The 22,277-nt window shown below is 70.1% G+C and carries 17 protein-coding genes and 1 pseudogene; 8 read left to right on the forward strand and 10 right to left on the reverse strand.

Annotation, left to right across the window (positions count from 1 at the left end; translation table 11 throughout):
* The 4 genes from ACGFSA_RS11075 to ACGFSA_RS11090 all read right to left on the reverse strand — a co-directional run.
* Positions 1 to 194 (reverse strand): flavodoxin-dependent (E)-4-hydroxy-3-methylbut-2-enyl-diphosphate synthase (locus tag ACGFSA_RS11075; RefSeq protein WP_393302847.1); only part of this gene is annotated, 194 nt, incomplete at its 3' end.
* A gap of 490 nt (positions 195 to 684) precedes the next feature.
* Positions 685 to 1,995, reverse strand: coding sequence for a M50 family metallopeptidase (locus ACGFSA_RS11080; protein ID WP_393302849.1), 1,311 nt, complete (start codon positions 1,993 to 1,995; stop codon positions 685 to 687).
* Positions 1,992 to 3,254: a 1-deoxy-D-xylulose-5-phosphate reductoisomerase gene (gene dxr, locus ACGFSA_RS11085; protein WP_393302851.1), complete on the reverse strand. Its 1,263-nt coding sequence runs from the start codon at positions 3,252 to 3,254 to the stop codon at positions 1,992 to 1,994. Before dxr ends, ACGFSA_RS11080 begins: the two co-directional genes overlap by 4 nt.
* A gap of 412 nt (positions 3,255 to 3,666) precedes the next feature.
* Positions 3,667 to 5,613 (reverse strand): acyl-CoA dehydrogenase family protein, encoded by a 1,947-nt coding sequence (locus tag ACGFSA_RS11090; protein WP_393302853.1) that lies wholly within the window; start codon positions 5,611 to 5,613, stop codon positions 3,667 to 3,669.
* A 497-nt stretch (positions 5,614 to 6,110) separates the two neighbouring features.
* Here ACGFSA_RS11090 and ACGFSA_RS11095 point away from each other — a divergent pair, with 497 nt between their 5' ends.
* The gene (locus ACGFSA_RS11095) at positions 6,111 to 6,953 is read left to right on the forward strand and encodes a metallophosphoesterase N-terminal domain-containing protein (RefSeq protein ID WP_393302855.1); all 843 of its coding nucleotides are present in this window, start codon (positions 6,111 to 6,113) and stop codon (positions 6,951 to 6,953) included.
* Complete coding sequence (locus tag ACGFSA_RS11100; protein ID WP_393302857.1) at positions 6,950 to 8,416, forward strand: PQQ-binding-like beta-propeller repeat protein; 1,467 nt, start codon at positions 6,950 to 6,952, stop codon at positions 8,414 to 8,416. Before ACGFSA_RS11095 ends, ACGFSA_RS11100 begins: the two co-directional genes overlap by 4 nt.
* Before the next feature lie 468 nt (positions 8,417 to 8,884).
* On the opposite strand, the gene ACGFSA_RS11105 is transcribed toward ACGFSA_RS11100, so the two are convergent.
* Positions 8,885 to 9,907 carry a LacI family DNA-binding transcriptional regulator gene (locus ACGFSA_RS11105; RefSeq protein WP_393302859.1) on the reverse strand — a complete coding sequence of 341 codons (1,023 nt, stop codon included), beginning with the start codon at positions 9,905 to 9,907 and terminating at the stop codon, positions 8,885 to 8,887.
* Positions 9,908 to 10,009: 102 nt separating this feature from the next.
* Between ACGFSA_RS11105 and ACGFSA_RS11110 the strand changes: the two genes are divergently transcribed.
* Together ACGFSA_RS11110 and ACGFSA_RS11115 are read left to right on the forward strand one after the other, a co-directional pair.
* Positions 10,010 to 11,902 carry an amidohydrolase gene (locus tag ACGFSA_RS11110; RefSeq protein ID WP_393302861.1) on the forward strand — a complete coding sequence of 631 codons (1,893 nt, stop codon included), beginning with the start codon at positions 10,010 to 10,012 and terminating at the stop codon, positions 11,900 to 11,902.
* Between the two features lie 169 nt (positions 11,903 to 12,071).
* Entirely contained in the window at positions 12,072 to 12,305 is a 234-nt protein-coding gene (locus ACGFSA_RS11115; protein ID WP_393303172.1) for a hypothetical protein, read from the forward strand.
* Here the strand turns inward: ACGFSA_RS11115 and ACGFSA_RS11120 are convergent.
* Together ACGFSA_RS11120 and ACGFSA_RS11125 are read right to left on the reverse strand one after the other, a co-directional pair.
* Positions 12,306 to 12,452, reverse strand: a pseudogene (locus ACGFSA_RS11120) (IS630 family transposase); the annotation flags it as partial. It abuts the gene before it with no gap.
* A gap of 148 nt (positions 12,453 to 12,600) precedes the next feature.
* A complete protein-coding gene (locus ACGFSA_RS11125; protein WP_345515775.1) occupies positions 12,601 to 12,783 on the reverse strand; it encodes a DUF6480 family protein in 183 nt (60 codons plus the stop codon).
* A gap of 147 nt (positions 12,784 to 12,930) precedes the next feature.
* Between ACGFSA_RS11125 and ACGFSA_RS11130 the strand changes: the two genes are divergently transcribed.
* Together ACGFSA_RS11130 and ACGFSA_RS11135 are read left to right on the forward strand one after the other, a co-directional pair.
* Positions 12,931 to 13,155 (forward strand): hypothetical protein, encoded by a 225-nt coding sequence (locus ACGFSA_RS11130; RefSeq protein ID WP_393302863.1) that lies wholly within the window; start codon positions 12,931 to 12,933, stop codon positions 13,153 to 13,155.
* A 43-nt stretch (positions 13,156 to 13,198) separates the two neighbouring features.
* The gene (locus ACGFSA_RS11135) at positions 13,199 to 13,411 is read left to right on the forward strand and encodes a hypothetical protein (protein WP_393302865.1); all 213 of its coding nucleotides are present in this window, start codon (positions 13,199 to 13,201) and stop codon (positions 13,409 to 13,411) included.
* Positions 13,412 to 13,828: 417 nt separating this feature from the next.
* Here the strand turns inward: ACGFSA_RS11135 and ACGFSA_RS11140 are convergent, their stop codons facing one another.
* The 3 genes from ACGFSA_RS11140 to ACGFSA_RS11150 all read right to left on the reverse strand — a co-directional run bounded on the left by ACGFSA_RS11140 (position 13,829) and on the right by ACGFSA_RS11150 (position 19,646).
* Positions 13,829 to 15,274, reverse strand: a complete 1,446-nt coding sequence (locus tag ACGFSA_RS11140; RefSeq protein WP_037689742.1) for an aldehyde dehydrogenase family protein — start codon at positions 15,272 to 15,274, stop codon at positions 13,829 to 13,831.
* Positions 15,275 to 15,468: 194 nt separating this feature from the next.
* On the reverse strand, positions 15,469 to 17,040 hold the full coding sequence (locus ACGFSA_RS11145; RefSeq protein ID WP_393302867.1) for a PucR family transcriptional regulator: 1,572 nt from the start codon (positions 17,038 to 17,040) through the stop codon (positions 15,469 to 15,471).
* A 176-nt stretch (positions 17,041 to 17,216) separates the two neighbouring features.
* A complete protein-coding gene (locus tag ACGFSA_RS11150) occupies positions 17,217 to 19,646 on the reverse strand; it encodes an ATP/GTP-binding protein (RefSeq protein WP_393302869.1) in 2,430 nt (809 codons plus the stop codon).
* Between the two features lie 265 nt (positions 19,647 to 19,911).
* Here ACGFSA_RS11150 and gabT point away from each other — a divergent pair, with 265 nt between their 5' ends.
* Positions 19,912 to 21,252: a 4-aminobutyrate--2-oxoglutarate transaminase gene (gene gabT / locus ACGFSA_RS11155; protein WP_327244090.1), complete on the forward strand. Its 1,341-nt coding sequence runs from the start codon at positions 19,912 to 19,914 to the stop codon at positions 21,250 to 21,252.
* Between the two features lie 123 nt (positions 21,253 to 21,375).
* Entirely contained in the window at positions 21,376 to 22,200 is an 825-nt protein-coding gene (locus ACGFSA_RS11160) for a phosphatase PAP2 family protein (protein ID WP_393302872.1), read from the forward strand.
* The last annotated feature ends 77 nt before the right edge of the window (positions 22,201 to 22,277 follow it).

The following is a 22,277-nucleotide window of genomic DNA, read 5'->3' on the forward strand; positions in this document are numbered from 1 at the left end:
CAGCCCGACGCCGTCAATTCCGCGATCTGCTGCAACGTCGCACCGACGTCCGACGTACGGGTCGTGGTCATCGACTGCACCGACACCGGCGCATCTCCACCGACCGCCACCGACCCGACCTGGATCTTGCGGCTGACCCTCCGGTCGGCGAGCTTGGTCGGAACGGACGGCATTCCGAGAGAAATCGCAGTCATGCGCTGAGCATCCCCAAGGTGTGGATCAAGGTCCCGAGATCGGCGGGCTCCGGCCTTCGAGGTTACGGCACCGGGGGGAACCCGGAGCACACCGCATCCCGAAGTCCGTACAAACAGAGGCGCCCGGACATCAGATCAGATGTATGCCCGGTCACCGCCTGTGGTGCGCCCGGCTCGATCTGCCCGATCATCGCGCCGGGGTCGTCCGGCGCGACGCATGGCAGGCCGACGCGCCGGCCGGGCGGGCGCCAAGCCCATGGGTGCCCGGGACCGGCGACGCTCCGGGCCGGCCCATGTCTCGGGCCGGCCGTCGCCTCAGAGCCTGTCGGGTGACCTTCGATCGGAAAGCGGACGCGGTCTGGTGCGTGCGATTCCAAGGCGCTGGAAGGTCCTCGTAGCGGAGCTACTAGGGCATTTCGGCAACGCGGGAAGCGTGCGTGCCAGGGCGTGGCCGCCCGATCAGAGGTCACCCGACAGGCTCTCAGGCCGGTCAGGAGATCTTGACCGGATTGACGATGTCGGCCACCAGGACGAGCAGTGTGAAGCAGATGAAGACGCCGGCGACGACATAGGCGACCGGCATCAGCTTGGCCACGTCGAAGGGGCCGGGGTCGGGGCGCTTGAAGACCCGCGCCACATTGCGGCGCAGGGACTCCCAGAGCGCTCCCGCGATGTGCCCGCCGTCGAGCGGCAGCAGGGGCAGCATGTTGAAGAGGAACAGCGAGAGGTTGAAGCCGGCCAGCAGGAACAGCATCATCGCGATCTGGTTCGTCGCCGGGATGTCCAGCGCCATCACCTCGCCGCCGATCCTGGCCGCGCCCACGACGCCGACCGGGGAGTCGGCCGCTCGCTCGCCGTCTCCGAAGGCCGCGCTCCACAGGCCCGGGATCTTGGACGGGAGGGCGATGATCGAGTCGACGCCGTTCTCGATCATGTCTCCCATGCGGACGACCGAGTCGCCGAAGGAGAGGGGGACGATCTCGGTCTGGGCGGCGAAGCCGAGGTATCCGGCCGGAACGAACTTCCCGGGGACTACCTCGCCCTTGGAGTCCTTCTTGGCCACCATGTTCTTCTGCAGCACGGCGTGGAGCGTCGTCTCCTGGCCGCCGCGCTCGACGGTGATGGTGGCGGGGCCGATGGTGGCGCGGATCCGGTCGGAGAGGGCGGCCCAGTCGTCCACCTTCTGACCGTCGAAGGCGACGATCTTGTCGCCCTTCTTCAGTCCGGCGGCCTGCGCGGGCGAGACCGGGTCGGTCTTCTTGCAGGCGTCCCGCTTCTCGCTCTGGTCGATCACGCATTTCTGGACGCCCGCGACCTCGGTGGTCTGCGTCTGGAAGCCGAAGGTCATCGCCACACCGAGGAAGATCGCGACGGCCAGGACCAGGTTCATGAACGGTCCGGCGAACATGACGATCACGCGCTTCCATGGCTTGCGCGTGTAGAAGAGGCGCTTCTCGTCACCCGGTTCGAGTTCCTCGAAAGCAGCTTCTCGGGCGTCCTCGATCATTCCTCGCCACGGCGAGGTGGAGCGCGCCTCGATCCGTCCGTCCTGACCGGGCGGGAACATGCCGATCATGCGGATGTAGCCACCGGCCGGGATGGCCTTGATCCCGTACTCGGTGTCGCCCTTCTTCCGCGACCAGATGGTCGGACCGAAGCCGACCATGTACTGCGGGACGCGGATCCCGAAGAGCTTCGCGGTCGACAGGTGTCCCAGTTCGTGCCAGGCGATCGAGAACAGCAGCCCGATGACGAAGACGACGATGCCCAGAATCGTCAACAGGACCGTCGTAATACTCATGCGCGCGCCTCCGCTGTCGCTTTCGCCGAGAGTTCACGGGCCCGGGCGCGTGCCCAGGTCTCCGCTTCCAGGACGTCTGCGACCGTGAGTGAAGTTCCCGTGGGAGGGGTGCCGTGTTCGGCCACCACCGCCGTGACCGTATCCATGATTCCGTTGAACGGCAGCTGTCCCGCCAGGAAAGCGTCCACGCACTCCTCGTTCGCGGCGTTGAACACCGCCGGCGCGGTGCCGCCGAGCCCACCGACGTGTCGGGCCAGGCCCACGGACGGGAAGGCGTCGTTGTCGAGCGGGAAGAACTCCCAGCTGGACGCCTTCGACCAGTCGAAAGCGGGTGCCGCGTCCGGGATGCGCTCCGGCCAGCCCAGGCCGATGGCGATCGGTCCGCGCATATCCGGCGGGGTGGCCTGGGCGAGGGTGGAGCCGTCGGTGAACTCCACCATGGAGTGAACGTACGACTGGGGGTGGACGACGACTTCGATCCGCTCGAACGGGATGTCGTAGAGGAGATGCGCCTCGATGACCTCCAGTCCCTTGTTGACCAGGGTGGCGGAGTTGATCGTGATCACCGGGCCCATGGCCCAGGTGGGGTGCGCGAGCGCCTGCTCACGGGTGACGCTCGCCAGCTCGCTCTTCGTCCGTCCCCGGAACGGTCCGCCGGATGCGGTGACGACAAGCTTCCGGACATCGGCCCGGGTGCCGGCGGCGAGCGCCTGGAAGAGCGCGGCGTGCTCGGAGTCGACCGGGATGATCTGGCCCGGCTTGGCCAGAGCCTTCACCAGCGGTCCGCCCACGATCAGCGATTCCTTGTTGGCGAGGGCGAGCGTACGGCCGGCCTCCAGCGCGGCGAGCGTGGGGGCCAGACCGATCGAGCCGGTGATTCCGTTGAGCACGGTGTGGCAGGCGCTCCCGGCGAGCTGCGTGGCGGCGTCCGGCCCCGCCAGGATCTCAGGAAGCGGTTCCCCGGTGCCGTACTGCTCGCGCAGCGCTTCGCGGAGGGCCGGCACCGCGTCCGGTACGGCGACGGCGACGGTGCGCACCCTCAGTCTCCGCGCCTGCTCCGCGAGGAGGGCAACCCGGCCTCCCGCGGCGGAGAGCGCGGTGACGCGGAAGCGGTCGGGGTTACGCAACACCAGGTCGATGGCCTGGGTGCCGATGGACCCGGTGGAGCCGAGGATGACGAGATCCCGGCGTCCTTCCACTGCGTCGAAGACGAGGTGCGGGTCGGCGAGGGGGGCAGGGCTGTCGCTCATGCCCCCCATTGTTGCCGCATCGGCCCGGCGGGAGGACAGCGCGTCCCCGGAGACCTCCGGGAGGAGCGGCTCAGGAAGTGTTCCTGTGAATTCCGGCAGCCTGTGGGCGGCGGCCCACCAGGCGTCGGCGTCCTCGCCGAGGGCGGCGCGGGTGAGCGCCGTGGCGCGGGCATGGGCGGCTGTGACGGCTCCGGGCAGATCGAAGCGTTCCAGGTGACCGAGCGCAGGGGGCGCACAAAGGTGCTGAAGCCGTTCGCGGCAGCAGCCAGGAACAGGGCGCGTGCGGTGACGGACGTGGAACCGGGGATGCCGATGACGGTCACGGGACCCCATCCTGCCGTGCGGCACACGGCCGGGCGGGGAGCGTCCAGCAAGTGGGCGCCCCCGCCCGGCCCGGCCGGCCGGCGCGATGGGCCGGCGGTCAGCGGATGGGGCGGTGGACGTTGTCCTTGGTTGCCGGGCCGGGAGTGGCATCGGCGATCCAGGGGCCCTCACCGCTCGGGTCGACGACGCCCTCCTCCAACCAGAGGTACGCGCCGGAGAGGACGCCGTCCACCACGTGCCGGTCGAGCTGGTCGGTGTTGGACCACAGGCGGGTGAAGAGTTCCTCGACGCGAATGCGGGACTGGTGGCAGAAGGCGTCGGCGAGTTGGTAGGCCTCCCGGCCGTGCTCGTCGGTGGTGCGCAGAAGTTCGGCACGGACGCAGGCGGCGCTCATCGCGAAGAGTTCGGCACCGATGTCGACGATCCTGCCGAGAAAGCCCTGCTTGGTCTCCATGCGTCCTTGCCACCGCGACATCGCGTAGAAGGTGGAGCGGGCCAGTTTGCGGGCAGAGCGTTCGACGTAGCGCAGATGGGTGGACAGGTCCGGGTACCCGGGTGGATGGAACTCGTTGTAGGTGCGCGGCAGTTGACCTGGCCCGGTGACAAGCTTGGGCAACCAGCGGGCGTAGAAGCCGGCCGCGTTCGCTCCCGCCTTCGCCTTGGCCGAGAGGGGCTTGTCGGGGTCGATAAGATCTCCGGCGACTTTCAGGTGGGCGTCGACGGCCTCGCGGGCGATCAACAGATGCATGATCTCTGTCGAGCCCTCGAAGATCCGGTTGATCCGCAGGTCACGGAGGAGCTGTTCGGCGGGGACGGCCCGTTCGCCCCTGGCGGCGAGGGAGTCGGCGGTCTCGAAGCCACGGCCGCCCCGGATCTGGACCAGTTCGTCGGCCATGAGACAGCCCATCTCGGAGCCGTACAGCTTGGCCAGGGCGGCCTCGATGCGGATGTCGTTGCGATCCTCGTCCGCCATCTGCGAGGCGAGGTCGACAACTGCTTCCAGGGCGAATGTGGTGGCCGCGATGAAGGAGATCTTGGCGCCGACGGCTTCGTGCCGGGCAACCGGCCTGCCCCACTGTTCGCGGACCGCCGACCATTCGCGGGCGATCTTCAGGCACCACTTTCCCGCTCCGACGCACATGGCGGGGAGCGACAGCCGGCCCGTGTTGAGCGTGGTGAGGGCGATCTTGAGACCGGCTCCCTCGGGGCCGATACGGTTGGCGGCCGGGACCCGGACGCGGTGGAAGCGGGTCACGCCGTTCTCGAGCCCGCGCAGCCCCATGAAGGCGTTGCGGTTCTCCACGGTGATGCCCGGGGCGTCCGCCTCGACGACGAACGCGGTGATGCCGCCCTTGTGGCCGACCGACTTCGGGACGCGGGCCATGACGACCAGCAGGTCGGCGACGACGCCATTGGTCGTCCACAGCTTCACACCGTCGAGGATGTAGTCGGAACCGTCCGGAACGGCCGAGGTGGCGAGCCGGGCAGGGTCGGAGCCGACATCCGGTTCGGTGAGGAGAAACGCCGAGATGTCGGTGCGGGCGAGCCGGGGAAGGAACGTGTCCTTCTGCTCCTGGCTGCCGAAGAGCTTCAGCGGCTGCGGTACGCCGATGGACTGGTGGGCGGAGAGCAGCGCGCCGATCGCCGGGTTGGCGGAGCCGACCAGGGCGAGCGCCCTGTTGTAGTAGACCTGGGTGAGTCCCAGGCCGCCGTACTTCGGGTCGATCTTCATCCCGAGGGCGCCGAGCTCCTTGAGGCCGTTGATGACCTCGTCGGGGATCTTCGCCTCACGGTCGATCAGAGCGCCGTCGATCTTGGTTTCGCAGAAGTCGCGCAACCGGGCGAGGAACGCCTCGCCGCGCCGGACGTCGTCGCCGGGCGGCATTGGATGCGGATGAATCAGGTCCAGCCGGAAGCGGCCGAGGAAGAGTTCCTTGGCGAAACTGGGCTTGCGCCAGTCCTGCTCGCGTGCGGCTTCGGCCACTTGACGCGCTTCACGCTCGGTGACCTTGGGCGTGTTCTTCGGAGCGGATGGTGCGGACATGAGGAGCTCACCTCGCCGCGTTGTGGAGTGGGCGGACGCGGCCGGTCCGCGCGGAGCGCGCATGGGCGCCTACCGAGCCGTACCAACCGGTGCTACTTGTCCTGATGTACCCGATTACCGGCCCTCCCGCCATCCCCCGAACACCGATCGGGTCGGGAGCCACTCCAGTGGCACGTTCAGCGGGCGAACTGCGGTCGGGCCGGGTCGAGGGGGAAGCGGGAACGGCCGGGTCGAGACCGTCATCGCGATGATCCGCCCGAAGCCTGCCCTGGTCCCGCTCACCGCTGAGCCGGCCGAGGCTCGCGCCGCCCAGGCCGCCGCGGACGCTCCGAACGGGATCGGCACCACCGCGCTGTGCGCAGCCGGCCTGGAGCCGTCCAGCGGAGACACACGATCATCGTGTGCAGTACTTCGCTGCAACACCTACGGGACACCTTTTCCTCTGCTGTGTTGGCCGGAGTTGTCAAGACAACTTTCCGCACCGCAAGGAGTACAGCGTGCCCTCTTCCCGTATCCGATCCGCAGTACTGGCTGGGTCCTGCGCCGTTGTTCTGGCTGTGGTGGGCGCGCCCGCCTCCTCCGCCGCGCCGATCAGCAGTGCGCAGTCGGCCGTGAGCGCATCCACCCTCACACTGGTCACCCAGCAGCCCCAGGTGGGTCAGAAGCTCACTTTCAGCTACGCCACAGACGCTCCCAGCGCCACGAACTGGATCGGCATCTACCCGGCAAACCGCAAGCCTGGCGACGGGGCCTCGCTCACCTGGGTCTACGTCCCGAACGCCAGTGGCACAGCGACCCTGGACACCTCCGGTCTGCCCGCCGGTTCCTACTCCGCGTACCTGCTGGCCAACAACGGGTACCAGGCACTCGCCGCGCCGGTGAACTTCGACATCGCCCCCCGCCCCCCGCGCCATGCCACCGTCCAGGGCACCGTCTTCGACGACAAGAACGGCGACGGCGCCCAGGACAAGAACGAGCCGGGGCTGGCCGGTGTGTCCGTCTCGGACGGCGCGACCGTCGTCCGCACCGACAGCGACGGCCGCTACGTGCTCTCCGCTGACCTCAACCAGTGGACTCGCACCATCGTCAACATCACCATGCCGCGCGGCTACTCGGCCACCCTCGGCAGCAACCGGGTTCCGCGCTTCTACCGCGACCTCGGCTCACCGGAGGCCGACGCCACCCTCACCCAGAACTTCGATCTGCGGCGAGACAAGGCCAGCGAGCGGCCTGACTTCACCTTCGCACAGATCACCGACACCCACGTGACCAGCCCCGACGGTCCGGAGGCGCCCGCGGACGGCGTGGCGTCACCCCGGGCAAGCTCGCCAAGCAGTTGAACGACATCGCCGCATTGCCCACCAAGCCGGCCTTCATCGCGGCCACCGGAGACCTCAGCGGCGACGGTGCGCCCTCCCACTGGCAGGCATGGCTCAAGGGCTCAGCGAACTCCAAGCTCCCGATCTGGCCGCTGACGGGCAACCACGACCACGGCGGCGGGGACGGCGGCGTCGGCAACTACCGCTCGCTGCTCGGGCCTTCCTGGTACTCCTTCGACTACGGCAACACCCACTTCGTCCAGCTCGAGAACAACGGCGGCCTCGGCGATCCGGTGCAGATGGCCTGGTTGAAGCAGGACCTGGAGCTGAACGGCAAGAACGTCGACGGCACCAGCAAGCAGATCGTGGTCAACACCCACGAGCCGCTGGACACCCCCGACCCCGGCGGCTCCACCGGGCAGATCAACGCCCTGCTCGCACTACTCAAGGGCTACGACGTCAGGGCCATCTTCAACGGTCACATGCACACCAACTTCACCGACCCCCACCTGCTGGACGGCGCGGTGGAGTACAACACGGCCTCGGCAACGTACAACGACGACCACTCGCCCATCGGCTTCCGCGAGGTCACCATGCGCGACGGTAAGGTAAAGGCCGAGTTCCGGATGTTCAACCAGGAGCACACGATCGCGGTCACCTCGCCTGCGCCTGGCTCCCAGGTCGGCCAGGGGCGTACCGAGTTCCAGGTGGACGCCTACAACACCTCCAGCCATGTGGTGCGGGCCGAGGTCCGCATCGACGGCCACAAGGTCCCGAACCTGCGGCCCACCGGCAAGTTCTCGTGGTCGGCGCCGTGGGACACCCGCCACCTGGCACTCGGCGACCACACCGCCAAGGTCACCGCCTTCGACGACGCGGGCAACAGCTGGTCCACCACGAGCCGCTTCACCGTCGTACCGAAGGCCGACCAGCTGCTCCCGGGCGCAGACGTGCCCGAGTTCCACGGGGACGCCCTCCACACCGGAGTGCAGCCCGGGAGCCTCGGCTCCGGCAGCCTCACCAACGCCTGGACCCACCGCACCGGCTCCACCATCGGCATGTCCTCCCCGGTGGTCGCGAACGGAACCGCGTACATCGGCACCTGGGACACCGACGGGTCCAAGGGCAACGGCGTGGACGCCGTCGACCTCGCCACCGGCCGGACGAAGTGGCACTTCGCCACCGACAGCCTGGTCCAGTCCACGCCCGTGGTGCACGAAGGGACCGTCTACGTCACCGAGATGCGTGGCACCCTGACCGCGGTGGACGCAGCGACCGGCGCGAAGAAGTGGAGCTACACCCTCCCCGGATCCTCGGAGACCGGCCGCTACGACGGCTACGCCTACGGCGGCGCGACCGTCTCCGGCTCCACCGTCCACTACTTCGGCTACACCACCACGGGCAGCCACCTCGTCGCCGTGGACGCCGCCACCGGAATCAGCCGATTTTCGACGGTTCTCGCAGGTCAGGATGAGGATGCATGAGAACGGCCGGAGCCCCCGCACAGTGGGCCCACTACAACGCCCTGACCTGCAGTTTTCCTCTGACCTGCACGAACCGCTCAGCGCTTCGGCCCATCTCGACCCGTTCCTGCCCGTTCCAAGCCGTTTCAGCTCGCCGCCGTGTTCCCACGGGAACCGCGAACGCGAAGTTGCCTGACCTGCGGGTACCCATTCCCGGGCTCCACGAGCCCGGTCAGCCACCAAGCTGACCGAAAAATGCTGCAGCTCATCCGGTTAACCCATCGCGAGCTGACCCTGCCCCAGATGCAACTGCCCCGGCACCCAGGCGACTGGTTGCCGGGGCCGTTGCTTGCCCAAGTCAGGCAGACACCCGGTCCACCTGAGGTTCCCCCGACGGCGGGAGGCCGGGAAGCTGTTGCTGATCTCGGCGCGGAGAAGGCCCTACGTCCGGAGGTCCTTCCATGCCCCACAATCGACAGGGGCGCGTCATCAACCTCCCGGTCGGGTGCAGGCAAGCCGGGCCCGGCCGCGTGAGGAGCGGCGGGGGTGGAGGACCGCCGGGACCGTCAGGGCGCCAGGGGGTGGTGGCGGGGTGGTGGTGGGAGACAGGCGGGAGACCAGGGCCGTCACCGCGGTCTCGGCGATCGTTGCGGGGTGCAGGGTCACAGTGCTCACCGACGGATCGTTCTCGGCGTAGGCCTGGTCCTCGCTGGCGCAGACGAGGAGGAGGTCGTCGGGGATCCGCAGGCCGTGACGAGCCGCTGCGGCCAGGACCTGGCGGCCGCCGCGGTCGTAGACCGTGTAGACCGCGTCGCAGGCGCGGGCGGCGAAGACGGCGTCGAAGCCGTGGCCCGGGGCGTCGTACGGGTCGAAGGTGACGACCAGTGGAGTCCGGCCGTGTTCGTGGCACCACTGCTCGTACGCGCGGGTCACAGCCCGGGTGTAGTGCTCGTCGCCGTACCCGGCGTGCAGGGCGATCCGTCGGGCGCCCGAGGCGGCCAGGTGGCCGAGGACTTCGCGGGTGGTGGCGGTGTGGTCGTTGTCGACCCAGACGTCCCCGGGCCTCGGATCGACGGGTCGGCCGTCGAAGACGAGCGGGATGCCCCGGGCGCGCAGCGCACGTAGCACCGGGTCGTCCGTGGGGCTGTCGAGGAGCAGCATGCCGTCCACGGTGAGGGTGTGCCAGGGCGTCTCGGCCCCGCAGGTGGCGGGGAGGATCGTCAGGGCATAGCCGTGGGCGTGCGCGGTGGCGGTGGCGACGGTGAGGAGCCGGGCGAAGTACGGGACGTCGAAGAAGTTCCAGGCCGATCCGGCGTAGGTCGTGACGGCCACGCCCAGAATTTTTCCGGTCCGCGGGGTCCGCTGGGAGCCGTAACCGAGCATGGTGGCCACCTCGCGGACCCGGCGGCGCGTGGAGTCGGCGAGCCGGCCTGTTCCGTTGAGAGCGTGCGAGACGGTGGCGGTGGAGACCTCTGCGGCACGTGCCACATCGGCGAGGGTGGGCCCTGGCATGGCGTCATCCTACGGATTCCGTCATTGCGGGCGGGTTCTGGTTACGGCGTTAATCAACGAGGGTCCGGCCACAGCGTATGCAGCCCAACCCTTGGAGTGGCCATGACTTCTTCTCTCGCCCGGCGGACCATGCTCGCCGCGGGTGCGGCCGGACTGGTGGGTGCGGCGGCCGGCCCCGCGGCCGCCGCGCATCGGAGTGCCGCGCAGCGGAGTGCCGCGGCCATGGTCGTCCACAATGCACGGGTGTTCACCGGGCTGCCCGGTGCCCGCCCCGTCGAGGCCGTGGCCGTCGGGCGCGACGGCCGGATTCTCGCCACCGGCCGGGGCCGCGAACTGCAGCGCCTCGTCGGACGGGGCACCGACATCGTCGACGCGCGCGGGGCGACCGTGATGAGCGGCATCCACGACGGCCATGTGCACCCGCTCGGCGCGGGCGACCGCTCACTGCGCCCCTCCCTGGAGGGCGCCGAGACGACCGCCGAGGAACTCCTCGCGATCCTCACCGGTTTCCTCCAGGACACGCCCGGCCAGGAGCCCGACGGCTGGCTGGTGGTCTCTGACTGGAACCCGATCGGGCTGCTGCCGCATGGCACCCTCCCCCACCACTCCCTGCTCGACCAACTCCCCACCCGCCGCCCGGTCGCCCTCCTCGGGGGCGACGGCCACAACACCTGGGTCAACGCCCGCGCCCTGGAGATCGCCGGCATCACCGCGGCGACCCCCGAACCTGTGGGCGGAAAGATCGTGAAGGGGCCGGACGGGCAGCCCAGCGGGGTGCTCAAGGACGACGCCCAGTCCCTGGTGACCCGCCACATTCCGGAGCCGAGCGAGGCCGATCTGGTCGCCGCCTGCTCCCGGGTCCTCGCCCAGGCGGCGGCCTCCGGGGTGACCACGATGATGGACGCGTTGGTCGGGCAGAGCGAGTTGGCGACGTATCAGGCTCTGGCGAACGCGGGGTCGTTGCCGCAGCGGATCGTCCCCGCGATCAGGATCGACACAGACCTGGCGAAGGATCCGAAGGCGGCGCTCGCGTATGCGCGCGGGCTGCAGCGCTCTTTCCGTAACGTACCTGGGCTGCGGTTCGGGATGGTCAAGGTGTTCCTCGACGGGGTGATCGAGTACCCGGCGCAGACGGCGGCGCTCCTGGCGCCTTATCTGGACGGCTCCGGACGCCCGACGGACAACCGGGGTGATCTGTATGTCTCCGGGCAGGATTACGGGCGGCTGACCGCTGCCTTCAACCGGGCCGGCTGGCAGTTGCACGCCCATGGGCTCGGCGACCGCGCGGTGCGCACGGCGCTCGACGGGTACGCCTACGCCCGGCGCACTACCGGGCTGCGCGACGCCCGGAACACCATCGCACACCTCCAGCTGGTGGACCCGGCGGATCTGGGGCGGTTCGCCGCACTGGACGTGGTGGCCTGCATGCAGCTCCAGTGGGCGGAACAGGACACATGGACGATGGAGGCGCTCCTGCCGTACATCGGGCCCGAGCGGCACCGGTGGATGTACCCCGCCCGCTCCCTGGAGCGGCACGGGGCCCGGCTCTCGGGCGGTTCGGACTGGCCGGTGGACCCGCTCCAGGTGTGGAACCAGATCCGTACGGCGATCGACCGCACGGGCGCGGAGGGCGAGGGGCCGCTCTACCGGGAGTTGGAGGGGTTGAGCCGTACGTCGGCGCTGCGGATGCACACGTCCGGCACAGCATGGCAGCTGCGCATGGACCGGCTTACGGGAACCGTCCGCCCTGGGCTGGCAGCGGATCTGATCGTTCTCGACCGTGATGTGACGGAATGCCCTGTGGCCGACATCAGCGACACCCGTGTCGAGCTGACTCTGGTGGGCGGCCGGGTCGTCCACGACGCGCACTCATCGGCGGGCCGGGCCGCGGTCGCGCGACTCGACCGGGCCACCGCCGCGCCCCGCCCGTCGGCCTACGCGGCGGTGCACGGCGGACGACACCGGGCCTGCGGCCACAACGACGACCGACCGTAGCGGTCCGGCCCCGTATGGCCGCGTCCAGCTCTGCGGGCCCACTCCTGGGCCCGCATGCGGAAGGCGTCGAAGGCGGCCCCACCTTGCGCCCAGGACCGTGCCCTGACCCGAGGGGGCCAGTGCTGTGACCGGTATGGTTCACCGGATTCGGAGGGAGCCTGGCTTGTTCGTGGAGATCGTCTTCGTTGGTCTGTCTGTCGATCGTGACGAGGTCGAGGATGCCTTGGAGGCCGCGTTCGAGGACGACGGTGAGATCACGGGCGCCGGGGGTGGCATGGGCCAATGCCACCTCGACTTGGAGATCGAGGACCGCGCCGATGGAGACGAGGCTCTGAGGAGGCTCCACAGCGTCCTCGTGGAACTCGGCGTGAGCGAGTCGGCTCAGGCCGTCGTCCGCGACTGATCAGGCGGCTTTCAGCGGTCGCCCGCCCCAGCGGATGCCTTTCTCGCTGCGGATTCGGGCGCGCTCGCGGCGTTGTGCTGCGAGGACGTCGGGGTGGCGGGCGTTGGCGTCGCGCCACCGGAGGTAGGCGCGCAGGGCCCGAGTCCGGCAGCCGATCCTCGCGCCGCCGGACCGGGCGGCTCGCATCTGGGCCGCCCGGGTGCGCCCACGGGGACCACCGGTCCCTCTCGTCCGATGCTCATCGCCGTCGGCTCCGGCCGAGGACTGGTCACCGGTCATCGCCGGGTGCGGTTGGTCATCCGTATCCGAAAATCCGCGCGATGAAAAACGCGGCGAAAATGACCGATCCCAGCAGAATGAGCCCTGCCCATAGGGCGGGGTGTTCCCAGATACCTCCGTCCGGGCGTTCCTGGTGGGCTTCGCTGATGGAGCCCTCGGCAGGTGGTGTCTCCCCTGGGGGATTCAGTGATATAGCCATGCCTCCACCTTCTCTCGGCCGCATCCCTACTGGCAGGGCCGGGGCAGCCGGACCACCGCCCGTACCCCGATCCTCACGCCGGACCAGGCCCTTCGCACCTGGGCCAGCCGGATGCACCCACCGGCACCTCGGGCCACCCTTGGAGTTATGGCAACACCACCGATCACCATCCACGCACCCACCCCGTCCGGCGCCCGGCCCGTCATCGTGCACATCAACAATCGTGACGAACGGCTCGGACTCGCTCACAGCGATCACGACCTCATCGTGTTCCTCGCCGACGCCGGACTGAAAGACCCGAAACGGATCCTCGACAACCCGGCCGTGGTCGAGTGGCAGGGAGCCGCAGCGCACAGATACGAAACTGCGTGATGCGCGGCTCGCACGAGCAGCCGAGCAAGCGCACCCTGGATGCATGACGAGCGCCCCGATAGTCGTGCATCGCTCTGCACCGTCCGGTGGTCGGGCGGTCACGATCAATAATGAGATGGCCGGCCTCGTCCACGACGACCGCGACCTGATCGAACTTCTCCGGCGGGCCGGAATCTATGACGCCGAGCATTGCCTCGACGACCCGCACTGGATCGAATGGCGCGGCGGCCGGGCCCATCTGTACGAACCGGCATAAGACCGGGCACACCTGGGTGGTGTCTCCCCTGGGGGATTCGGGGCGCGATACCCACCCCTCCCGTGGGCGTTGCTCGCCGCCGCGCTCGGGAGGGTTCGGAGGTCTCAGCTGTCGGCGCGGTCGTTGAGCGCTTCGGTGACAACGTCCCGGATCTTCTGCTTCAGCACTCCGTTGGGGTTCTCGTGGATCTCGCCGAGGACCTGGTCCTGCTTACTGAGCCGCGTGTTCCCACGGTGTTCCCACTACGCCGTACGAACCAGTCAGGATCCGACAGTCTTCGCAGGTCAGGGTGCGGATACGCGAGAACGGCCGGAGCCCCCGCACAGTGGGCTCCGGCCGTTCGTCTGCCGCCTGCTGTCGTGCTGTCCAGGCGGATTACAGGCGGCTCCTGTGGATCGGTTCGATCCTGCTTACGGGCTACAGAGCGAGGCCGGTGAGGACCAGCACGCGCTCGTAGGTGTAGTCGTCCATCGCGTAGCGAACACCCTCACGGCCGACGCCGGACTGCTTGGCTCCGCCGTACGGCATCTGGTCCGCACGGTAGGACGGGACGTCGCCGATGATCACGCCACCGACCTCAAGGGCCCGGTGCGCACGGAACGCGGTCTGCAGGTCGTGGGTGAACACACCTGCCTGCAGGCCGTACTTCGAGGAGTTGACCGAGGCGAAGGCCTCGGCCTCGCCGTCCACCTTCTGTACGGACAGGACCGGTCCGAAGACCTCCTCGCAGGAGAGCTTGACGCCGTCCGGGAGTTCCGCAAGCACGGTCGGCGCATAGGTGGCACCGTCCCGCTTGCCTCCGGTGAGCAGCTGGGCGCCTGCCTGCACAGCCTCGTCCACCCAGGACTCGACGCGCTTGGCGGCGTCCTCGCTGACGAGCGGGCCGACGTCGGTGGCGGCGTCGGACGGGTCGCCGGTGACCTGAGCCTCGACAGCCGCGACGATCTTCGGGACGAGCCGGTCGTAGACCGAGGCGTCCGCGATGACGCGCTGCACCGAGATGCAGGACTGGCCGCCCTGGTAGTTGGAGAAGGTCGCGATCCGGCTCGCGGCCCAGTCCAGGTCCTCGTCGGAGGCGTAGTCGCCGAGGACGACCGCCGCACCGTTGCCGCCCAGCTCCAGGGTGCAGTGCTTGCGCGGCACCGACTCCAGGATGGAGTAGCCGACCGGGCCGGAACCCGTGAAGGAGATCACGGGCAGGCGCTCGTCCTGGACGAGGGCGGGCATACGGTCGTTGGGCACCGTGAGCACGGACCACGAACCGGCCGGGAGGTCGGTCTCGGCCAGCAGCTCGCCGAGGATCAACGACGAGATCGGGGTGGCCGGGGCGGGCTTCAGGATGATCGGGGCGCCGACGGCAATGGCCGGGGCGACCTTGTGGGCGCTCAGGTTCAGCGGGAAGTTGAAGGGCGCGATACCGAGGACCGTGCCGCGCGGGAAGCGCCGGGTCAGCCCGAGACGGCCGGTGCCACCGGCGTCGGTGTCGAGGCGCTGGGCGTCGCCGCCGTTGAAGCGACGGGCCTCCTCGGAGGCGAACCGGAACACGGAGACGGCGCGGCCGACCTCGCCGCGCGCCCACTTGATGGGCTTGCCGTTCTCGGCGGAGATCAGCTGGGCGATCTCCTCGGTGCGCTCCACGAGACGTCGTACGACGTGGTCGAGGGCAGCGGCGCGGACGTGGGCGGGCGTCGCGGCGAACTCCTCGCGCACGGCGTGCGCGGCGGCGACGGCCTCCTCGATCTGCGCGTCGGTCGGCACGCTGACCGTACCGACGAGACGGCCGTCCCAGGGGTTGGTGACGTCGAAGCTGTCCTCGCCGGTGGCCTGGCGGCCGGCGAGCCAGAAGGCGTGGGTGGAAGTCATGGAGATTCCGGCCCTTCGGAGTCGTGGGTGTCTTGTCCCCCACCGTAGGGCCGGGCCGTCGCCCTGACGCTTGTCCGCCGTGGAGCGAAGCGCGGCAGGCATGCGCCGGTTTGTCGGATGACCGCGCCTGTCGGCATGGTGTGCCGCACCCGTCCGGCGCGCGGGGCGTCCTCAGGCGCCGGCCGGGCTCCGTTTCACGGCGTCGACGGGGAGCTGGTGGCCTTCAGTGCCAGCCACAGTTCCATCCGGACATCCGGGTCGTCCAGGGAGCGGCCGAGGATCTCCTCCACACGCCGCATCCGGTAGCGCAGGGTGTGGCGGTGCACGCCCAGGTCGGCTGCGGCCGCGTCCCACTGACCGTGGTGGGAGAGCCAGGCGCGCAGCGAGGCGACGAGGTCGCCGCGCCCCTTCGCGTCGTGCTCGTACAGGGCGCGGAGCATGCCGTCCGCGAAGGCCCGTACCGCGTCGTCCGCGAGCAGTGGCAGAACCGAGCCGGCCGCCAGCTCTTCGTGCTCGACGAGGGCCCTGCCTCGGCGGCGAGCGACCGAGAGTGCCTGTTCGGCCTGCTTGTACGCGGCGGATACGGCGATCGGACCCGCCGGTGCGGACAGCCCGATCACCACTTCCCCCTCCTCGGGGGTCTTCTGGTCGCGTGGGGTCCGCTCGTCCTGTGCCCCCGCGTATGCCATGCACGCGGCGACAGCCGCACCACCGTCCGCGGCCAGGACGACGAGCCGCTCACCCTCGGGAACCGTCAACAGCGTCTCGCCGGCCCGGGAGGCCGCCGCTTCCATCGCCTCACCGAGCAGCGCCTGTGTCGACGGCTCGGTCGCCTCCGCGATCAGCAGCCGGAAAGGAGCGTCGAGCAGCCCTCCGTACAGATCCCCGGCAACGGCCCGCGCGTGGTCCGGCTGGCCGGCCAGGAGCATGCGCAGCACCGCCGCGCCGAGCCGCTGCTCAGCGCCCTGGAGGGAGCGCGAGCGGGCGGTGGTGAGTGTCAGCAGGGCGACGGCCGAGTGCACGGCGTACCGCTCGGCGGTGCCGAGAGCCGAACCGGTGCCCACGGCCAGGGCGCCCCGGGCCCTGCGGCCGGTGCCCAGGGTCTGGAGCTCGACCCGGTCGTCGGTGTCGCCGACGACCACGCTCGCCGGAGCAGGACGCTCCCGCAGGCGCTCCACATCGGGGGTGAGCCGGGCGGCACGCCGGGCGGCCCAGTCGGGGGCGGCGGCCACGACGGCACCGGAGGCGTCGTACAGCGCGGCCCACCCGTCGACCTGCGCGGCGAGCCTGGTGAGGAGTTCGGCGGGTCCGTCCCCCGCGAGTGCGGCCTTGGTCAGATCCCGCTGGGCCTCGAACCCCGCTGTCACCGCCCGGTACTGGTCTGCGGCGATCTCCGACGAAACAGCCTTGGCGATGGCGAGGAACGGGGTGCGGCGCGGCACTTCCAGGATCGGCAGCCCGGCCTCCTCCCCGGCGTCGATCAGCGGCTGGGGTACGTCGTCGTAGTTGACGCCCACGGCGAAGCCCAGCCCGACGACTCCGGCGCCGGCCAGCCGTCGCACGTACCGTCGCATCGCTTCGGGGTTCTCCGCGTCGAGGTTGGTGGCGGTGACGAGAAGGAGTTCTCCACCCTCCATGTAAGGGACGGGGTCGGCGAGCTCGCTGGCATGCGCCCAGCGCACGGGCTGGTCGAGCCGGTCCGCCCCCGCACGCACCGTGAGTTTGAGCGCCGAGTGCTGGACGAGCGAGGCGAGAGTGGGGGGCATGGAGACCGCGGGACCTTCAGGAGTCGTTTTTGCCGTCCCGTACGAACGGCTCCTCCCGATTCTGCCAGGGCGGCAGGGTCCGCCGTAACCGCTCCCGGATATACGGCACCGTTCCCGCCCGCCGGATCAGCTGCGGAGGACCCGGTTCGCACGTCAAGGCCGCATGGACACACGGTTCAGCCGTTCAGGTTCACCAGCAGGGGCGGCGCGTGGTCCCCTCGTACGGTCGTGAGGGACAGCACCGCGTGTCCGGCCGGAACGCGATGGGCCAGTTCGGAGGCGGACCAGCGTTCGCGTTCGACCTGGCGTACGGTCACCGCGTCCGTGGTCACGGCCTTCCCGGTGACCAGTTTGCGGAAGGCGTGGATGGCCCGGGTCATCGGCTGGTCGGCGAAGACCGTGCGCTGGGTGACGTCTCTCGTCTCGACCCATTCCGTGCCCCACGCCTCGGCGAACTTCTTGCCGTCCCAGGTGGTGATCCCGGAGAACGCCATCCGGCAGCCCACGGCGCCGAGCAACGCCGTGTGGAGGCCCTCCGGGACGTCGTCGAGGGTGCGCAGCGTGACCACGGCTCCGGCGTGCGCGGAGCGCAGCCGCTGGATTCCGCGGACGGTGTCGGGGGTCAGGGTGCGGGTCGCGTCGTCGAGGACGAGGCAGGCGAAGAGCGAGCGGTCCGTGCGGGTGGCGGCGCTCGCCGTGAACTGGGCGAGGACAAGGCGGGCCAGCATCCGCGACGCCTCGGCGTGGCCGCGTTCGGGCAGGTCGATGCGGACCCTGAGTGGGTGTTCCAGGGCCCGCAGGGAGAAGGGGCGGGCCTTGCCGGTGGTGTCGAAGAAGTCGGCGAACGCGGGCCGGTCGAGGAGCGCGACCCGGTCCGCGAGCGCGGGTCCGGCGTCGCCGGTGGCACCGGACTGGCGGGTGCGCGCGTCCAGTTCGCGGTGCATGTCCTGCCGGCCCGTGGCGTCGAGGGCCTCGCGCAGGGTGGAGAGCGTCTCCGGTACGCCGTCGAGCAGTTCCCGCAGCTCCGGGACGGAGGGGAAGCGGCCGTGGGCGGCGCGGTAGGGACCGAGGAGCTGGGCGAGGGCGGTGGCGGCGCGTCGGCTGTCCACCTCCTGGAGATCACCGACGAGCCCCTCGGCCAGCACGGCAGCGGCTTCGTCGGGGTCGGTGGTGCCTCCGTACAGGTCGAGATCGTGGACGGAGGACGGGTCTCCGAGCTTGACCACGACGTCGAAGCCCTCGTCGGCGCCGAGCTGGGTTCCGGCGGCGCACACCGCGACGACGGCGGCGCGCCCGGCGAGCGCCTGGAGGGCGAGGGATTCGACGACCGGCCGGATCAATGCGCGGCTCTTGCCCGCCCCCGGCGGCCCGACCGCCAACAGGGACGTGCCGAGCAGCCCGGGGTCGAGGGCGATGCCGTTGCCGCGGCGTGCGTAGGGGTTGCGTTCGCTGTCGTCGACGGTGCCGAGTCTGACCTGGTCGACCAGCAGATCGTGCCGGGCGGCACGGACCGGGAGATCACGTGCGCCGGAGGGGTGGGTGCAGGCGGCGGCGCCGTTGCGCAGCACGGTGTCGGTGAAGGCGGGGAGCCGGCTGCTGTCGGCGCGTACGGACGTCCAGGCACGTCGGATACGGGCGTAGTCGACGTCGTTCATCCGGCCCGACCGCGCCTCCTGGGAGAGCTTGGCGGCGACCTGGTTCTGTCCGACGGCGCGCAGATCGGGCCACTCGGCCGGATCGTCCGCGCCGTCGTCCGTGCGGCCTCCGGTGCCGCGGTCCGTGTCCTGGGCCGTGCCGCCGTGCACGTTGTCGTTCGCGCGCCCGGTCGTGGCGGCGTGGGCCGTCGGCGGGTGCTGCGGTCCGTTGCCGCCGGAGGTACGGCGCCGCAGTTCCGCCCATCGTCCGAGCTTCGCGAACGGCCACACGATCACCAGGGTGATCAGGGCGTACAGCGTGTACGTGACCGCGGTGGTCACGGTGCGGTCGGTGCCCAGCCAGGGTGCGGCGAAGCTGAAGGTGAGCTTCATGCCCGGCACGGTCCCGTTCCATACGAGGATCCAGACCAGCAGGGCGCCGACCGCGGCGCCGCCTGCCCGGGTGGCGGGTCCCCGGCCCCCGACCCATCGTTCGAACGCGGCGCGCCAGTTACCCAAGCGGCCGAACCCGTAGAAGATGGCTCCGATGATCAGGAGGCGGTATATGTCGAGCGCCCGTACGGCCCCGTGGGTCAGCGGCTGATCGCCGAACGGTCCCCACCAGCCGTCGGGGGTGAAGAGTTTCAGCGGCACCCGCCAGTACGGGATGTATCCGTTGCGCCAGAGCGACCAGACGAGGATGGAGGCCAGCAGCGAGATCACGGCTCCGCTGAGCAGGGTGCGGTCGGGCGTGCGCTCCTCTTCCTGGGCGGGCCGGGAGGTGTGACCGAACCGCCAGACGCCCGGTTCCGCGAGGGGCCTGGGGATGCGCAGCCAGTCGCCGAGGGAGGGCCCGGAGGCCGGTGCGTGGCCCGGCATGGGCGGCAGCACGGGGGGTGGTGGGCCGGCCGGGCGCGGCACCGAATGACCGGAGCGGGTGCCGCGTGATTCGTACGTGCCCTCGGTGTCCATGTGCTGTCCCTCGTCCCCTGACCAGCGCCGACCGGTAACTCCGGGCGCGGGCGCCCGATCCCCTCAATCTAGTGCCCCGTACCACCCCGTCAGACGCTGTCGATCGGGATGTCTCGCACCTGTTGCCGGGCCGGGGCCATGCCGGTCGCTATGTCCGTGACGGACAACCGTGACCCGCCACTTCTCCCGAACGGAACATGCCGGACCCCCGGCCTCGCCCCTAGCCTGCAGAGAGAAGCGTCCGAAACACCCCCAGGAGCCCCGCATGACCGCAATTCCGCAGGAGCGCCGCGTCGTCACTGCCATTCCCGGCCCGAAGTCGGTGGAGCTGCAGGCCCGCCGTCTCGCGACGGTCGCCGCAGGTGTGGGCTCCACCCTGCCGGTGTTCACCGCCCGTGCCGGTGGCGGGATCATCGAGGACGTGGACGGCAACCGCCTGATCGACTTCGGCTCCGGCATCGCCGTGACCTCGGTCGGCGCCTCCGCCGAGGCCGTCGTACGCCGCGCGTCCGCGCAGCTGGCCGACTTCACCCACACCTGTTTCATGGTCACGCCGTACGAGGGGTACGTCGAGGTCTGTGAGCAGCTCGCCGAGCTGACGCCGGGCGACCACGCCAAGAAGTCCGCGCTGTTCAACTCCGGCGCCGAGGCCGTCGAGAACGCCGTGAAGATCGCCCGTGCCTACACCAAGCGCACCGCCGTCGTCGTCTTCGACCACGGCTACCACGGCCGGACGAACCTCACGATGGCGCTGACCGCCAAGAACATGCCGTACAAGCAGGGCTTCGGTCCGTTCGCGCCCGAGGTCTACCGCGTCCCGGTGGCGTACGGCTACCGCTGGCCGACCGGTGCGGAGAACGCCGGTGCCGAGGCGTCCGCCCAGGCCATCGACCAGATCACCAAGCAGATCGGCGCCGACAACGTCGCCGCGATCATCATCGAGCCGGTGCTCGGCGAGGGCGGCTTCATCGAGCCGGCGAAGGGCTTCCTCCCCGCCATCGCGCAGTTCGCCAAGGACAACGGCATCGTCTTCGTCGCGGACGAGATCCAGTCCGGCTTCTGCCGTACCGGCCAGTGGTTCGCCTGTGAGGACGAGGGCATCGTCCCCGACCTGATCACCACCGCCAAGGGCATCGCGGGCGGTCTGCCGCTCTCCGCGGTGACCGGCCGCGCCGAGATCATGGACGCCGCGCACGCGGGCGGCCTCGGCGGTACGTACGGCGGTAACCCGGTGGCCTGCGCGGGTGCGCTCGGTGCCATCGAGACCATGCGTGAGCTGGACCTGAACGGGAAGGCGAAGCGCATCGAGGAGGTCATGAAGGGCCGCCTCGCCGAGATGCAGGCGAAGCTGCCGAACGGCGATGTCATCGGTGACATCCGCGGCCGCGGCGCGATGATCGCGATCGAGCTGGTGAAGTCCGGCACGAAGGACCCGAACCCGGAGGCCGCCGCGAAGCTCGCGAAGGCCTGCCACGCCGAGGGCGTGCTCGTCCTCACCTGTGGCACGTACGGCAATGTGCTGCGCTTCCTGCCGCCGCTGGTGATCGGCGAGGACCTGCTGAACGAGGGCCTCGACGTCATCGAGCAGGCGTTCACCCAGATCTGATCCGGTCCCGGAGCCGATCCTGACCGGGCCCACGTGAGGGCCTGTGAAGAACGTGTGGGGGGCCGATGGCGGGATCCGATTCCGGCTGTCGGTCCCCCGTCGGCTGCCGTACGGTTTCTGCAGATGAGAGAAACACCCCGCCCGCAGGGGACTGCCGGCGACGCCGGGCCGGCGCTTCCCCAGCACCGTCCTGGCCGTGCCTTCGCGCACACCACCGGAGCCTCTGGCTCCGGAACTCCTCACCGATCGGATGGCCGCTCGCCCCAAACCCCCCGGGGCGCGCGGCAAACCGATCCAGGCGGCCGCCCCGGAACCACCCCCCCTGTTCCGGGGCGGTCGGCTTTTCTCCTTTCGCTGGTGTCGTCGCTGCTCACGGTCTTCGCGCTCCTCACCTGGCAGGTCGCGGCCGACGGCCCGCTGCGCGGGCTGGACGAGCGGATCGGCCGGACCGTCGTCGGACACGGTCCCGCCCGGCTCACCGAATTCCTCGCCGATCTCGGCAACATGCAGGTCGCGCTCCCGGTCCTGGGGTGCGCGATCGTCTACGCGCTGCTGCGCGGCGCACGCCGTGCGCCGCTGTCCGCGGCGCTCGCCATGGCGGCGGTACCCGCGCTGATCGTCCCGCTCAAGGACGTGATCGCCCGTCCGGGACCGCTGACCGAGGCGACCGGCTACTACCCGTCGGGCCATGCGGCGACGGCCGCGGTGGCGTACGGGGCCGCGGCGCTGCTGCTCGCACCGCGCACAGGTACGGCAGGGCGGTCGACGTGGTCATGGCCGATGCCCGTCGCCGCTGTCCTGCTGACAGTGGCGACGGGCATCGGTCTGGTGCTGCGCGGCTATCACTGGCCGCTGGATGTGCTCGGCAGCTGGTGCCTGAGCGGGCTGCTCCTCCTGGCACTCCGCTGGTCGAGCTGTCCCTCACGGCGGCGTCGGCCGCCGAAGTAGGCGTCGACGTTCTTCGAGAACTCACCGTTGTCGAAGCGGTCCCCGTTGATGGACCACGTCATCAGACCGAGCAGTCC

The organism is Streptomyces sp. NPDC048496 (assembly GCF_043200055.1).
GTDB lineage: Bacteria > Actinomycetota > Actinomycetes > Streptomycetales > Streptomycetaceae > Streptomyces.

What these genes read in the sequence shown, in the direction of transcription:
- ACGFSA_RS11080 (WP_393302849.1), bottom strand. Translation starts at nt 1,995, where the DNA reads ATGAGTATTACGACGGTCCTGTTGACGATTCTGGGCATCGTCGTCTTC.
- dxr (WP_393302851.1), bottom strand. Translation starts at nt 3,254, where the DNA reads ATGGGGGGCATGAGCGACAGCCCTGCCCCCCTCGCCGACCCGCACCTC.
- ACGFSA_RS11090 (WP_393302853.1), bottom strand. Translation starts at nt 5,613, where the DNA reads ATGTCCGCACCATCCGCTCCGAAGAACACGCCCAAGGTCACCGAGCGT.
- ACGFSA_RS11105 (WP_393302859.1), bottom strand. Translation starts at nt 9,907, where the DNA reads ATGCCAGGGCCCACCCTCGCCGATGTGGCACGTGCCGCAGAGGTCTCC.
- ACGFSA_RS11110 (WP_393302861.1), top strand. Translation starts at nt 10,010, where the DNA reads ATGACTTCTTCTCTCGCCCGGCGGACCATGCTCGCCGCGGGTGCGGCC.
- ACGFSA_RS11125 (WP_345515775.1), bottom strand. Translation starts at nt 12,783, where the DNA reads ATGGCTATATCACTGAATCCCCCAGGGGAGACACCACCTGCCGAGGGC.
- ACGFSA_RS11130 (WP_393302863.1), top strand. Translation starts at nt 12,931, where the DNA reads ATGGCAACACCACCGATCACCATCCACGCACCCACCCCGTCCGGCGCC.
- ACGFSA_RS11135 (WP_393302865.1), top strand. Translation starts at nt 13,199, where the DNA reads ATGACGAGCGCCCCGATAGTCGTGCATCGCTCTGCACCGTCCGGTGGT.
- ACGFSA_RS11140 (WP_037689742.1), bottom strand. Translation starts at nt 15,274, where the DNA reads ATGACTTCCACCCACGCCTTCTGGCTCGCCGGCCGCCAGGCCACCGGC.
- ACGFSA_RS11145 (WP_393302867.1), bottom strand. Translation starts at nt 17,040, where the DNA reads ATGCCCCCCACTCTCGCCTCGCTCGTCCAGCACTCGGCGCTCAAACTC.
- ACGFSA_RS11150 (WP_393302869.1), bottom strand. Translation starts at nt 19,646, where the DNA reads ATGGACACCGAGGGCACGTACGAATCACGCGGCACCCGCTCCGGTCAT.
- gabT (WP_327244090.1), top strand. Translation starts at nt 19,912, where the DNA reads ATGACCGCAATTCCGCAGGAGCGCCGCGTCGTCACTGCCATTCCCGGC.
- ACGFSA_RS11160 (WP_393302872.1), top strand. Translation starts at nt 21,376, where the DNA reads ATGAGAGAAACACCCCGCCCGCAGGGGACTGCCGGCGACGCCGGGCCG.